We start from the raw sequence: 13,214 nt of genomic DNA, 5'->3' as shown, positions 1-13,214 counted from the left end.
GGTACCTCCAACACATGTTGAAGGTTACTCCGGCTCGGTCACGTAAATCAAATTTTCCGCACATGGGGCAACGCGCAGGATGTTGGTACTGCCTGGCTGATTGAAAGGCACACCCGCGACAATGACGATTTGCTGCTCTTCGGTGGCCAGGCCCAGGCTGGTTGCGACTCGGGCCGCGCTGACCACCGCCTGCTTGAAGCGCGACACCTCGCCGGTCATCACGCAAGTGGTGCCCCAGGTCAGGGTCAGACGGCCGGCCGTCGCTTGCTCGGAGGTCAGCGCGATGATCGGCACTTGCGGACGTTCACGCGCGGTCAAAGACGCGGTGGTGCCCGATTGCGTGTAGCAGCAGATCGCCTGGATATCGGTGGCTTCCGAAATCTCGCGGGCTGCGGCAACGATGCCGTCAGCGATCGAGCTGCGCTCGACCCGGCGCGACGCCTCGATAACCGCGACATAGGTTGGGTCGCTCTCGACCGATTTCGCGACGTTGTCCATGGTGCCCACAGCCTCGAGCGGGTATTGCCCAGCCGCCGATTCCGCGCTGAGCATGATCGCATCGGCGCCTTCATAGATTGCATTGGCCACGTCCGAGACCTCGGCCCGGGTGGGCATGGGCGATTCGATCATGCTTTCCAGCATCTGCGTGGCCACGATCACCGGCTTGGCCGCCGCACGGCAGCCCCGGATCAGACGTTTCTGGATGGGGGGCACAGCGGCCACGGGCAATTCCACGCCCAGATCACCACGCGCCACCATCACGCCATCGCTGACGGCCAGGATTTCGTCGAAACTATCCACGGCGGCGGGTTTTTCGATCTTGGACATAACCGCAGCGCGGCCGCGGGCCAGCTCGCGGGCCTCTTGCACGTCCTCGGGGCGCTGAACGAATGACAACGCCAGCCAGTCCACGCCCAGATCGCAGACGAACTCCAGATCCGCGCGGTCCTTTTCGGACAGGGCCGCCAGGGGCAGAACCACATCGGGCACGTTCACCCCCTTGCGGTTCGAGATCGTGCCACCGGTGACGACCTCGCAATTGGCGAAATCGGCGCCACAATCGCTTACTTTCAGCCGGATCTTACCGTCATTCACCAACAAGTTCGCGCCCGGTTTCAACGCGGCGAAAATCTCGGGGTGCGGCAAGCAAACACGGGTCACGTCCCCCTCGGCGGGGTCCAGGTCCAGACGGAAGCGCGCGCCTTCGAGCAGCTCTTCGGCTCCATCGGCAAAAACCCCGACGCGCAGCTTCGGCCCCTGCAAATCGGCCAGAATGCCAATTGGGCTGTCCAGGTCTTGGGCGACCTGGCGGATAATGGCGTGACGTTTGCGAATCTCGTCGTGACTGCCGTGGCTCATGTTCAGGCGGAACACGTCCGCGCCGGCCTCGTGCAGCTTTCGGATCATTTCATAGTCATCCGAAGCGGGGCCCAGCGTGGCCACGATTTTCACATTGCGATGCCGTCTCATTCTGTCATCCATATTGCTTTGGCGTCAAAGCGCTCAAAATTTCATGTTACCGCTAACTATAGCTGCGCCAGGCACTAGCGGCAATTCCATTCTCTGGCAATTTGTCCTACAGCGTGAGCAAAGGACGTGAAAGTTTAATGACCTACGAACCATATGAAATTTTAGGCGCGGATCGGCCAGGACGCTGGCTGATTACCTGCGATCACGCGGCCAATACGGTGCCGCCCTTCGTCAACGATGGCCAGTTGGGGCTGGCGGCGGGAGATATGAACCGCCACATCGCCTATGACGTGGGCGCTGCAGGTGTGACCCGCGCGCTAGCGGCAGAGCTGAACGCGCCCGCCATTCTGTCCAATTTCTCGCGTTTGGTGATTGATCCGAACCGCGGCGAGGACGACCCGACCTTGCTGATGCGCCTGTATGACGGGACGATCATCCCTGCCAACCGCCACGCAGATCAGGCCGAGCTGGAACGGCGCCTGAACCGCTGCTATCGCCCCTATCACACTGCGCTGGCCCAACTGGCGGCGCGGCAGGAAAATACCGTCATCATTTCGATCCACAGCTTCACCCGGCAATTGCAGGGCCGCGAACCGCGCCCGTGGCAGATCGGGGTTCTGTACGCTGCGGACACACGGCTCTCGGTTCCGTTGATCCGACGACTGGAGCAAGAGCCCGACCTGTGCGTCGGCGAGAACGAGCCCTATGGCGGCCACTTGCCCGGTGACGCCATCGCGCGCCACGCCATTGCCTATGAGCGTCAGAATACCCTGATCGAGCTGCGCAACGACCTGATCGAAACCGAAGAACAGCAGACCGCCTGGGCCAAACGTCTGGCGCCCATCCTGACCGCCGCGCTGGACGATTGCGGCGGCTAAACGCCCCAACACCAAAGCGACGCTTGAAATCACTGTGCGCGCGCTCACATCATGGGCAACCACTGAAGGAGCAGACATGACCCAGATTGACGACCAAACCCGCCTGGAAATCGAGGCCGCGGCCTTTCGCACCCTGCGCGAGCATCTGATGGAAAAGCGTACGGACGTACAGAACATCGACATGATGAATCTGGCCGGATTCTGCCGCAACTGCCTGTCGCGCTGGTATCAAGAGGCCGCCAACGAACGCGGCATCGAGATGTCCAAGGACGAAGCCCGCGAGATTTACTATGGCATGCCCTATGACGACTGGAAAAAGGGCTTTCAGACCGAGGCCAGCGCCGAAAAACAAGACGCCTTCAAAAAGGCCTTTGCCGAAAACGTCGGTGATAAAGGCTAAGCCCCCCCTCATCTGACGCACAGGTGCTGTTTGCATATCGGGATGGCGCACGGACGCCGTCCCCGTTACCTTGTCGCGGTCTAGTTACGATCGGAGCCCGCCATGACCACCATGCCCACCTATTTCATCTCGCATGGCGGCGGGCCCTGGCCCTGGATGGAAGATCGCAATCAGCATTTGGCCCCGCTGGCCGACAGCCTGGCCGCGATGCCCTCGGAATACCCGGAAGCCAAGGCAATCCTGATGATCTCGGGGCATTGGGAAGGGCCGGAATACGCGGTAATGCATTCGGCGCGCCCGCCCATGGTCTATGACTACTACAATTTCCCGCCTGAAACCTACGAGATCGTTTACCCCGCCCCGGGCGCTCCGCAGATTGCCGAGCAGGCCGCGGACCTGATCCGCGATGCGGGCCTGCCAACCCGGCTGGACGACAAGATCGGGTATGATCACGGCACCTTTGTGCCCGCCTATGTGATGTATCCGCAGGCGAACGTGCCGCTGTTCCAGGTGTCGATGCGCTCGCACTATGATCCGGCTGAACATTTCGAGCTGGGCCGCGCCCTGGCGCCCTTGCGCGATCAGGGTGTGGTGATCATCGGATCTGGGCTGAGCTATCATAACCTGCGCATGCTGGGCCCAGACTCGCGTGTGCCATCCGAAGCGTTCGACGCCTGGCTGACTGAAACGCTGGCCCTGCCGGCCGCCCAGCGCACACCGCGCATTCTGGATTGGGAATCGGCCCCCTATGCCCGCATCTGCCATGCGAAAGAGGACCATCTTGTGCCTTTGTTTACCGCGTTGGGAGCAGCGGAAAACGATACCGCCGTGCGCACCTATCACCAAAAAGAGGTCTTTGGCGGGCTTACGGCCTCCAGCTTCCGGTTTGACGCTTAGGGTTTGACCCTGCCGCTTTCGACCATCTGGCGCATCATCGCGTTCAGGGCCTCGGGGACCGAATGGTATTGCAGGCCCAACGCCTGGCGGGACTTGGTGTTGTCGTCTTTCCACGGGTGACCAAAGCTGCGTGCGATAAGCTTGCGGGTCAGGGTGCGGTCAATGAATGGGCCGACCAGCCACAGCAACCATTTTGGCAGCTCTTTCGTTGGCAGCGGCAATGTCTCGCCAAATTCCGCCTGCAACATCTGTGCTGCCTGCAGCATCGAGTAGCTGCCCTCGGACACGATGTGCCGCCCCTCGGCCTGTGGGATGAAGCCCGCGCGCATATGCGCCTCGGCCACGTCGCGCACGTCCACCATGCCGATCTGATAGGGTGGCAGGCCCGATTTGAAACTCCCGTCGCCCATCTGACGCATCAAGTTGAAGGATTCCGACGTATGATGCGCGGCCACCCCCGGCCCCACGACCAACGATGGGTTGATCACTACCAGATCCCACCGATCCTGCGCGCCGGCAACGTCCCATGCCACGCCCTCGGCCTGAGTTTTCGAGAAGGAATAAGGCTGGTGGGTCAGGGACGAGGTTGTGTTCCAATGCGCCTCGGTCATCATGCCGCCCGGATAGTCCACCAAATCGGCCGCATCCCCGACAATCGCCGCACAAGAGCTGGTCAGAACCACGCGTTTGACGCTGTCCGTGGCATTAGCCTGCTCCAGCACATTCCGGGTGCCATTCACCGCCGGGTCCACCAAATCGCGCTGCGCATCCTTGATCCGCAGGGTAAAGGGCGAGGCCGTGTGGAACACCACCTGACAGCCTGCCATCGCATCGGCATAGCTGCCGGGGTCCAGCAGATCGGCCTTGAACAGCTTCACGGTGCCGGGCAGCGCGGTCAGATGGGCGACCTTTTCAGCGTTGTCCGGGTCCCGCACCGCCGCATGGACAGTAAAGCCCTCGGCCAGCAGTCGCTTTATCAGCCAACCGGCCACATAGCCGGTGGCCCCGGTCACAAGAACGGGATGAGAGGTATCGTAAACAGGGCTGGGCATCGCGCGCTCCAAGTTGGGGTCACAAGAAGCCTAACACGAAAACACCGCGCTGCGCGGATTACGCGGCGCGGTGCCAGAAAATTTTCGCGCGATTGCCTTAGATACCGGCCTTCAGGCTCTCATCCAGATAGATTTCACGCAGACGCGGAGCGACTTTGCCTACTTTCCCGTCTCCAATGGCCACGCCGTCGATCTCCACAACCGGCATCACGAAGGCCGAGGCCGAAGTGAAAAACGCCTCGTCCGCCTGCTGGGCCTCTTCGATGGTAAAGGGCCGCTCTTCGACCTCCATCTGAGCCTCTTTGGCGAACTTCAGAACGGCCGCTCGGGTGATCCCATGCAGAATGTCCGTCGACAGGTTGCGGGTGATGATCTTACCGTCCTTGACGATATAGGTGTTGTTCGAGGTGCCTTCGGTGACAAAGCCATCCTCAACCAGCCACGCATCATCGCAACCGGCCTTTTTGGCCATCATCTTACCCATCGACGGATACAGCAGTTGGACGGTCTTGATGTCGCGACGACCCCAACGGATATCCTCGATCGAGATCACTTTAACGCCTTGCTTGGCGACCGGGTTGTCGGCAAGACCGGGTTTGTTCTGGGTGAACAACACCACGCCGGGGCGGGTGGTTTCGGGATCAGGGAAGGCGAAATCACGATCGCCAGCCGAGCCGCGCGTGACCTGCAAATAGACCATGCCCTCTTCGATGCCGTTTTCGGCCACCAGCTTACGGTGAATCTCCAGCAGGTCATCGAATTCGGGCGGCTTGGGCATGTCCAGCTCGTTCAGCGACCGCTCCAGACGCTTGGCATGACCGTCAAAATCGATCAGCTTGCCGCCCAGAACGCTGGTCACCTCGTAAACGCCGTCCGCCATCAGAAACGCCCGGTCAAAGATCGAGATCTTGGCCTCAGTTTCCGGCAGGTATTCTCCGTTCACGTAAACAGTGCGGGTCATGGGCGTCTCCTTATCCCCAAAGCGCGGCTGTGGGCGGATGCACCCCTGCCGCATCAAATTTCAATGCGTTTTCCCGGTCTTCGGCCAACAAGAGCGGCCCGTCAAGGTCTGTTACCATCGCACCCTGCGCCACCAACATCGCCGGAGCCATCGCCAAGGACGAGCCAACCATGCAGCCAACCATCACCTGATACCCCTCGCGCAGGGCCTGATCGCGCAACGCCAGCGCCTCGGTCAACCCGCCGGTTTTGTCCAGCTTGATGTTCACCACGTCATATTTGCCCTTCAGATTGGGCAGACTGGCGCGGTCATGACAGCTTTCATCCGCGCAGACGGGAACGGGGCGATCCATCCCGATCAGCGCGTCATCTTCGGACGCGGGCAAAGGCTGTTCCACCAACGCCACGCCCAAACGCACCAGATGGGGGGCCAGATCGGCATAAACTTCGGCGCTCCATCCCTCATTGGCATCCACGATAATCCTGGCCTCAGGCGCCCCGGCGCGCACGGCTTCCAACCGGGGCATGTCGTCCGGAGTGCCCAGCTTAATCTTCAACAGGGGGCGAAAAGCATTTTTCTCAGCCTGCGCACGCATTTCGTCGGGTTCGGCCAGGGACAACGTATAAGCCGTGATTTCAGGCCCCGGAGCAGGCAGCCCAGCCAGTTCCCACGCTCGTTTACCAGCTTGTTTCGCCTCAAGATCCCACAGCGCACAATCCACCGCATTCCGCGCCGCGCCGGCAGGCAACATGTCCTGCAAACCGGCCCGAGACACCTCGCTCGGCAAGCCCAGGATTTCCTGCGTCACCGATTCCAGCGTCTCGCCATAGCGGGCATAGGGCACGCATTCGCCCCAGCCGGTGACTCCATCGCGGGCCACCCGCACCGTCAGGACATTCGCTTCGGTCCGGCTGCCGCGACTGATGGTGAACACCTGCGCCAACCGAAACACATCTTTCTCAACGGTGATCGTCACGCGCCAACACCCCTTCTTTGCTCTTCAAATACTCAAATCGCCCGACCACCACTCAGCGTCCAGGCCGAGCAGACCCAATCAGATCACGGCCAGCGCGTCCACCAGCTTGCCCGCACCAAAGCGGAACGGATCGGTGGCGGGCAGCCCCAGATCGTTTTCGACCTTGGCCAGATACTCCAGCGCATCCGCTTCGCCCATGTGTTGGGTATTGATTGCATAGCCCGCTACCACGCAACCCGGGTTGGCGACCCGCGCCAGGCTCAGCGCCATGTCCCGCACCGCCTCGAGGCTGGGCAGGGCATAGCCGGGCAAACCGCGCATATGGTCACGTGTCGGCTCGTGGCAAACGATCAGAGCATCCGGCTGGCCGCCGTGGATCAACGCCATGGTTACACCCGAATAGGAGACGTGGAACAGACTGCCCTGCCCCTCGATGATGTCCCAATGGTCTGGGTCGTTATTGGGCGTGATGTATTCGACCGAGCCTGCCATGAAATCAGCGACAACCGCATCCAACGGCACCCCGTCCCCAGTGATCAGAATACCCGTCTGGCCGGTGGCACGGAAATCGGCGTCCATGCCGCGGGCGCGCATTTCCTTTTCCAGGCACAGCGCGGTGTACATCTTGCCGACCGAGCAATCGGTGCCCACAGCCAGAACGCGCTTGCCAGTGCGCTTGACGCCATTGGCGATGGGATAGTCCACCTCGGGCACGCGCACGTCGTGCAGCGCACGGCCGCACGCCTTTGCCACAGCGACCAGATCGGGTTCGTTGTTCAGCAGATTGTGCAGGCCGCTGGCCAGATCAAAGCCTTCCTCCAGCGCGTTCACCAGCACCTTTTTCCACGCGGGGCTGATCACACCACCCCGGTTGGCCACGCCGATCACCAGCGTCTTGGCGCCGGCGGCCTTGGCCTCTTCCAGGGTCATGTCGGTCAGGCCCATGTCGGCCTTGCATCCGTCCATGCGGAACTGACCCACGGCGAATTCGGGACGCCAGTCCTTGATGCCTTGCGCCACTTTGGCGGCCAGTTGGTCAGGCGCGTCGCCCAGGAACAGAAGATACGGAGTCTGGATCATGTCTTGGCCCTTTTTGTCTGAGGTGTTGCCGACACTGTTTCGGATTCCAAAAGGGATAGGCTTGCAAATTTGCGATCGGCGAGGGGTTGAGCGCACTAATCTTCGAAGATTAGCACCAATATTCGAAGAGCTTCCCGACTAGGTCAGCGAATCTGCCTTAGTTGCCGCCGCAGCGCGGCAATTTCTGCCGCAGGCGCAAAATATGCTTGCAGCAGGGCGCGCAATTTAATAACCCTCACACCAAAGAATTCGTAATTTCCTTACCCGAAAGGTCTGCACATGAGCTTCCGCCTTCAGCCCACGCCGATTGCCCGCCCGAACCGCTGCCAGCTGTTTGGCCCGGGCTCGAACACCAAACTGTTTGCGAAAATGGCCGCCTCGGCCGCTGACGTGATCAACCTGGATCTCGAAGATTCGGTCGCCCCCAGCGACAAGGACATCGCTCGCGCCAACATCATTCAGGCCATCAGCGAACATGACTGGGGCAACAAGACCCTGTCGGTCCGCATCAACTCGCTGGACACGCCCTATTGGTACAAGGACGTCGTGGACCTGCTGGAACAAGCAGGCGAGCGTCTGGACCAGATCATGATCCCCAAGGTCGGTTGTGCCGAGGACATCTACGCCGTTGACGCGCTGGTCACAGCGATCGAGACCGCCAAAGGCCGCACCAAGAAGATCAACTTCGAGGTGATCATCGAATCTGCCGCCGGCATCGCCCATGTCGAGGAAATCGCCGCAGCCTCGCCCCGCCTGGTGGCCATGTCGCTGGGCGCGGCGGATTTTGCTGCCTCGATGGGGATGCAGACCACTGGCATCGGCGGCACGCAGGAAAACTACTACATGCTGCGCGAAGGCGTGAAGCACTGGTCGGACCCGTGGCACTGGGCCCAGGCCGCCATCGTCGCCGCCTGCCGCACCCATGGCGTCCTGCCCGTGGACGGGCCGTTCGGCGATTTCTCGGATGACGAGGGGTATATCGCGCAGGCCAAACGCTCGGCCACGCTGGGCATGGTCGGCAAATGGGCGATCCACCCCAAGCAGATCGCACTGGCCAACGAAGTCTTCACCCCGTCCGAAGAAGACGTCACCGAAGCGCGCGAGATTCTGGCCGCGATGGAACAGGCCAAAGCCAATGGCGAAGGCGCGACCGTATACAAGGGCCGCCTGGTCGACATTGCCTCGATCAAACAAGCCGAGGTCATCGTGGCCCAGGCCGAGCTGATCGCGAACAGCTAAGGCTGGCCAAATATACGATTGAAGGGGAGCCTTGAGCTCCCCTTTTCTTTTTAAGCGTTCGCGGGGCGAGACCGCGTGCATCTGAGTATTTTCAGAGCAAAAAAGCGGGCCACCGGGCTTGCTTAGTCCTTGTACATGATGCGGACGGTGAGGACATGCAGCACACACCCCACCGACCAAGCCGCGAAAAGAGTGGGAAATCAGGCTCTTTCATCCTTGGGTGAGCCCATCACGACAAAAGAGGTGATCGCCGCGACCTGGGGCAGCGTGCCCAGAACGTCGGTGTGAAAGCGTTTGTAGTCGGCCAGATCAGCCGCTTCGACGCGCAGCAGATATTCCCGTTCGCCGGTGATGTTGTGGCACTCGCGCACCTCGGGGGCCAGGGCGATCGAGCGTTCAAAGCTTTCCTGTGCCTCTTTGGTGTGGATGCTTAAGCCCACGGTGACATAGGCGGTAAAGCCCACGCCCATGGCTTGCGGATTCAGCACCGCGCGATAGCCCGAGATCACGCCTGCACGCTCTAGTTCCTGCACCCGGCGCAAACAGGCCGAGGGGGACAGGCCGACTCGTTCAGCAAGCTCCAGATTGCTGATCCGCCCGTCACGAGACAAGTGTCGCAATATTTTTTGCGTAATTTGGTCATTCTTGATCATTTATTGTGATTTCTTTCATTTTTCACAACAATACTCAATTTTATGCGGCAACCCTAACAATAAATTCGCCCCATGACCTATAGCCTTCTGACCGCGCTCGCCGCCTTTGCCTTCGTCTCGTCTATAACGCCGGGACCGAATAACCTGATGTTGATGACCTCGGGCGCGAATTACGGGTTTCTGCGCTCCGTTCCGCACATGCTGGGGGTGGCCGTTGGATTCACCGTCATGATCGTGATCGTCGGGCTGGGGTTGATGCAGCTGTTCGAAAGGTTTCCACTGGCGCATCAAGTGCTGACCTGGGTTAGCGTGGCCTATCTTTTGTGGCTGTCGTGGAAAATCGCCACCGCGAAAATGCCGGACACGCGGGCGCACTCGGGACGACCCATGAGCTTTCTTCAGGCGGCTCTGTTTCAATGGGTGAACCCCAAGGCCTGGCAGATGGCGCTGACCGCGATCACGCTTTATGCCCCGGACCGATCAGGACTGGCGGTCGGAATCGTTGCGCTGGTCTTTGGGCTGATCAACCTGCCCTGCGTAAGCTCTTGGGTTGTACTGGGACAAAAGATGCAACGTGTGCTATCTAGCAACGCCCGTTTAATGGCTTTCAACTGGACAATGGCGCTTCTTCTTGTAGCGACTCTGTTTTCTGTACTGTAACTTTGGGGGATGCCCCTTGTATGCCTTCATACTGCCGAAGTGCACCGCGCCACCTTTGACGGCCTGCGTGACCGTATCTCGCCAGATACGCCGATTCAGCACCTGGTGAGAGAGGATTGGTTGCAACGGGCCCAGGGCGGTCTGGACGAGGCGCTGAGCTCCGAGGTTGCCTCTGTCGTCAAAGCCGCGCCGGGGCCAGTGATCTGCACCTGTACCACCTTGGGCGAAGTGGCCGAAGCCGCCGGGGCCATCAGGATCGACCGACCGATGATGCACCGCGCGGCCGAGAATTTTGGCGACATTTTGCTGGTCTATTGCCTGCGCTCGACCGAGCAGCCAAGCTATGACTTGCTGGAACACGAGATGAAGGCCGCCGGCAACCCACACAAGATCGCTCCGCTGTTTCTGGGCCAGCACTGGCCCCTGTTCGAAGAAGGCCACCCACACGCCTTTGCCCGCTCTGTGGCGATGGATATTCGCAACGTTGTCTCTCAGCGCTCGGGGATCCGGGCCGTGGTTCTGGCGCAGGCGTCGATGGCTGGCGCAGCGATGCTGCTTTCCGATCTGAACACGCCTGTTCTGGCCTCGCCGGTGCTGGCCCTGAAAGAGGGGCTGGCGCGGCTGTGACCGGCAAAAAAGCCATGCCGTGTTGCATCTGCAAGCCCATGCGGCCATATATCCCCTCAACCACGGTGGAGAAAGATGCATGACCAATTACCTCGACTTTGAACGCCCCCTGGCAGAAATTGAAGGCAAAGCTGAAGAACTGCGCGCCATGGCCCGCCAGAACGAGGAAATGGACATCGAGGACGAGGCCGCCGCGCTGGACAAGAAAGCGTCCGAGCTGCTGGACGACCTGTACAAGTCCCTGACGCCCTGGCGCAAATGTCAGGTGGCGCGTCATCCGGACCGCCCGCATTGCCAGGACTATATCGAGGCCCTGTTTACCGAATACACCCCTTTGGCCGGGGACCGAAACTTTGCCGACGATCTGGCCGTGATGGGGGGGCTTGCGCGCTTCAACGACCAACCGGTTATGGTGATCGGCCATGAAAAGGGCAACGACACCAAATCCCGGATCGAACGTAATTTTGGCATGGCCCGCCCCGAGGGCTATCGCAAAGCGATCCGCCTGATGGAAATGGCTGACAAGTTTGGCCTGCCCGTGGTGACACTGATCGACACAGCCGGCGCCTATCCCGGCAAGGGCGCAGAAGAGCGCGGCCAGTCCGAAGCGATCGCCCGCAGCACTGAAAAATGCCTGCAGATCGGCGTGCCGCTGGTCAGCGTGATCATCGGCGAGGGCGGCTCGGGCGGGGCGGTGGCCTTTGCCACGGCGAACCGCGTCGCAATGCTGGAACACTCGGTGTACTCGGTGATCTCGCCCGAAGGCTGCGCCTCGATTCTGTGGAAAGACGCGGACAAGATGCGCGAAGCCGCCGAGGCCCTGCGTCTGACTGCTCAGGACCTGAAATCGCTGGGCATTTGCGACCGCATCATCGCCGAACCGAAAGGTGGCGCGCACCGCGACGCCGCTGCGGCGATCGCGTCGGTCGGGGCAGCCATCGGCTCGATGCTGGCCGAGTTGCAGGATAAATCCGGCAGCAAGCTGATTTCGGATCGCCGCAAAAAATTCCTGGCGATGGGTGACAAGGGGCTGGCGGCCTAAACGGCGCTAGCCATGCACCACCCCCTCGATCCCAAGCGAGGCGATCAGGCGGTAGTATCCAAACAGAACGGCGATGAAGAACACGAACAGTATTAGCTCGTGTTTGAAGTGATGGGCGTGAAAGAACGCGCGGTCACGGTGATGCAGCACGTCCATCAGTTCATCCCCGAACCGGATTGACAGGAAGGTGCCGAAGGCTGACAGCACAACGATGCCCCAATAGGGCCAGGGAGTGACCGCGATTTGGTGCAGCACCCGCGTAAGAAGTGTCGTCTCATAGTATTGCGGGGCGAATGTCAGAACAGCTCCGTTCACAGCCAAGGCGATGACCCAGACGGCCAACTCGGACAGAACCATACGGATGCCGAACAGCAGCCGCAGTGGAAAATCCAGCAAGAAACCGGCATCTGCGATCGGGGTGCACAGGACGAAAAAGCTCCAGGTCAGCGCGGCGGCAACCCCGCCTGTGGCGAAGTCATATTTCAGTCCGAGGTACAGGAAATACCCGACAAGCAGCGCCAGCAGAGCAGCGAATTTCAACAGAACTTGGTGTTTGGGATGCAGGTTCAGACGCATAGTAGAATCCGGGTGCTATTGTCCCCACACATCACCTTAGACAACCAGCATCTTCAACCCTTGCGTCACGTCCGAGCGGACGGCCAGGCGCAATCCCGGTTCATCCCCGGCTTTGAGTGCGGCGATGATCAGGCGGTGAAACTGCGGCGGCTCTTTTCGGCGCAGACGCCCATACAGCGCCCGCATGGTGGGGCCAAGCTGCAGCCACACGGTTTCGGTCATCGCAAGCATCGCAGGAGCCTGAGCGCGCAGGTACAGCGTGCGGTGAAACTCAAGATTAGTGCGGATATAGCCGACGGCGTCCTGCTGCTCGATCTTCTCGGTGACCGAGTTATTGATCGCCTGCAAACGGTCGATCAGCGCCATATGGGCCCGCGGAAGGGCGCGACTGGCCAGTTCTACCTCCAGCAGGGACCGCAGGACCGCCAGTTCTTCGATCCGCTCGTTGCTCAGGTCCGGCGTCGAGACCCGCCCCGAGGGCGACATCATCAGCGCCCCTTCGGCCACCAGCCGGTTCACGGCCTCGCGTGCTGGCGTCATCGAAACATCGTAGTCTCGGCCGATCCCGCGCAGGGTCAGCGCCTGTCCGGGGGCGGTTTCGCCATGCATGATCCGGCCACGAAGGCCGCGATAGACACGGTCATGGGCCGAGGTGGCTGGATCTGATCGTTGTGAAAGCTGCATAAGCGATTTGTGATCACAA

15 protein-coding genes are annotated in these 13,214 nt (G+C 60.7%); 7 read left to right on the top strand and 8 right to left on the bottom strand.

The window, feature by feature from the left end:
* Nucleotides 1-24 precede the first annotated feature (24 nt).
* On the bottom strand, nt 25-1,470 hold the full coding sequence (gene pyk / locus ACOQOQ_RS06405; RefSeq protein WP_420569306.1) for a pyruvate kinase: 1,446 nt from the start codon (nt 1,468-1,470) through the stop codon (nt 25-27).
* A gap of 137 nt (nt 1,471-1,607) precedes the next feature.
* On the opposite strand from pyk, the gene ACOQOQ_RS06400 reads away from it, so the two are divergent.
* The 3 genes from ACOQOQ_RS06400 to ACOQOQ_RS06390 all read left to right on the top strand — a co-directional run bounded on the left by ACOQOQ_RS06400 (nt 1,608) and on the right by ACOQOQ_RS06390 (nt 3,645).
* A complete protein-coding gene (locus tag ACOQOQ_RS06400) occupies nt 1,608-2,348 on the top strand; it encodes an N-formylglutamate amidohydrolase (protein ID WP_420569305.1) in 741 nt (246 codons plus the stop codon).
* A 76-nt stretch (nt 2,349-2,424) separates the two neighbouring features.
* Nucleotides 2,425-2,748 (top strand): DUF1244 domain-containing protein, encoded by a 324-nt coding sequence (locus tag ACOQOQ_RS06395; protein WP_420569304.1) that lies wholly within the window; start codon nt 2,425-2,427, stop codon nt 2,746-2,748.
* A 102-nt stretch (nt 2,749-2,850) separates the two neighbouring features.
* Nucleotides 2,851-3,645 (top strand): dioxygenase, encoded by a 795-nt coding sequence (locus tag ACOQOQ_RS06390; protein ID WP_420569303.1) that lies wholly within the window; start codon nt 2,851-2,853, stop codon nt 3,643-3,645.
* Here the strand turns inward: ACOQOQ_RS06390 and ACOQOQ_RS06385 are convergent.
* The 4 genes from ACOQOQ_RS06385 to dgcN form a co-directional block, all read right to left on the bottom strand.
* The gene (locus ACOQOQ_RS06385; protein WP_420569302.1) at nt 3,642-4,697 is read right to left on the bottom strand and encodes an NAD-dependent epimerase/dehydratase family protein; all 1,056 of its coding nucleotides are present in this window, start codon (nt 4,695-4,697) and stop codon (nt 3,642-3,644) included. The genes ACOQOQ_RS06390 and ACOQOQ_RS06385 overlap by 4 nt on opposite strands.
* A gap of 97 nt (nt 4,698-4,794) precedes the next feature.
* Nucleotides 4,795-5,658 carry a D-amino-acid transaminase gene (locus tag ACOQOQ_RS06380; protein WP_420569301.1) on the bottom strand — a complete coding sequence of 288 codons (864 nt, stop codon included), beginning with the start codon at nt 5,656-5,658 and terminating at the stop codon, nt 4,795-4,797.
* Between the two features lie 10 nt (nt 5,659-5,668).
* Entirely contained in the window at nt 5,669-6,634 is a 966-nt protein-coding gene (gene dgcA / locus ACOQOQ_RS06375) for an N-acetyl-D-Glu racemase DgcA (RefSeq protein WP_420569300.1), read from the bottom strand.
* 78 nt (nt 6,635-6,712) lie between these two features.
* The gene (dgcN, locus tag ACOQOQ_RS06370; protein ID WP_420569299.1) at nt 6,713-7,714 is read right to left on the bottom strand and encodes an N-acetyltransferase DgcN; all 1,002 of its coding nucleotides are present in this window, start codon (nt 7,712-7,714) and stop codon (nt 6,713-6,715) included.
* A gap of 279 nt (nt 7,715-7,993) precedes the next feature.
* Here dgcN and ACOQOQ_RS06365 point away from each other — a divergent pair, with 279 nt between their 5' ends.
* Nucleotides 7,994-8,953, top strand: coding sequence for an L-malyl-CoA/beta-methylmalyl-CoA lyase (locus ACOQOQ_RS06365; RefSeq protein ID WP_420569298.1), 960 nt, complete (start codon nt 7,994-7,996; stop codon nt 8,951-8,953).
* 200 nt (nt 8,954-9,153) lie between these two features.
* Here the strand turns inward: ACOQOQ_RS06365 and ACOQOQ_RS06360 are convergent, their stop codons facing one another.
* Nucleotides 9,154-9,606 carry an Lrp/AsnC family transcriptional regulator gene (locus ACOQOQ_RS06360; protein WP_420569297.1) on the bottom strand — a complete coding sequence of 151 codons (453 nt, stop codon included), beginning with the start codon at nt 9,604-9,606 and terminating at the stop codon, nt 9,154-9,156.
* Nucleotides 9,607-9,678: 72 nt separating this feature from the next.
* Between ACOQOQ_RS06360 and ACOQOQ_RS06355 the strand changes: the two genes are divergently transcribed.
* The 3 genes from ACOQOQ_RS06355 (at nt 9,679) to ACOQOQ_RS06345 (ending at nt 11,935) form a co-directional block, all read left to right on the top strand.
* Nucleotides 9,679-10,266 carry a LysE family translocator gene (locus ACOQOQ_RS06355; RefSeq protein ID WP_420569296.1) on the top strand — a complete coding sequence of 196 codons (588 nt, stop codon included), beginning with the start codon at nt 9,679-9,681 and terminating at the stop codon, nt 10,264-10,266.
* 9 nt (nt 10,267-10,275) lie between these two features.
* On the top strand, nt 10,276-10,893 hold the full coding sequence (locus tag ACOQOQ_RS06350) for a hypothetical protein (RefSeq protein ID WP_420569295.1): 618 nt from the start codon (nt 10,276-10,278) through the stop codon (nt 10,891-10,893).
* A gap of 79 nt (nt 10,894-10,972) precedes the next feature.
* On the top strand, nt 10,973-11,935 hold the full coding sequence (locus ACOQOQ_RS06345; RefSeq protein ID WP_420569294.1) for an acetyl-CoA carboxylase carboxyltransferase subunit alpha: 963 nt from the start codon (nt 10,973-10,975) through the stop codon (nt 11,933-11,935).
* Nucleotides 11,936-11,941: 6 nt separating this feature from the next.
* Here the strand turns inward: ACOQOQ_RS06345 and ACOQOQ_RS06340 are convergent, their stop codons facing one another.
* Together ACOQOQ_RS06340 and ACOQOQ_RS06335 are read right to left on the bottom strand one after the other, a co-directional pair.
* Nucleotides 11,942-12,511, bottom strand: coding sequence for a hypothetical protein (locus ACOQOQ_RS06340; protein ID WP_420569293.1), 570 nt, complete (start codon nt 12,509-12,511; stop codon nt 11,942-11,944).
* Between the two features lie 36 nt (nt 12,512-12,547).
* Nucleotides 12,548-13,195 (bottom strand): GntR family transcriptional regulator, encoded by a 648-nt coding sequence (locus ACOQOQ_RS06335; RefSeq protein WP_420569292.1) that lies wholly within the window; start codon nt 13,193-13,195, stop codon nt 12,548-12,550.
* Nucleotides 13,196-13,214 lie beyond the last annotated feature (19 nt).

This window comes from Thalassovita sp. (assembly GCF_965218685.1).
Taxonomy (GTDB): domain Bacteria; phylum Pseudomonadota; class Alphaproteobacteria; order Rhodobacterales; family Rhodobacteraceae; genus Thalassobius.
This window is presented reverse-complemented; position numbering and strand designations above follow the sequence as displayed.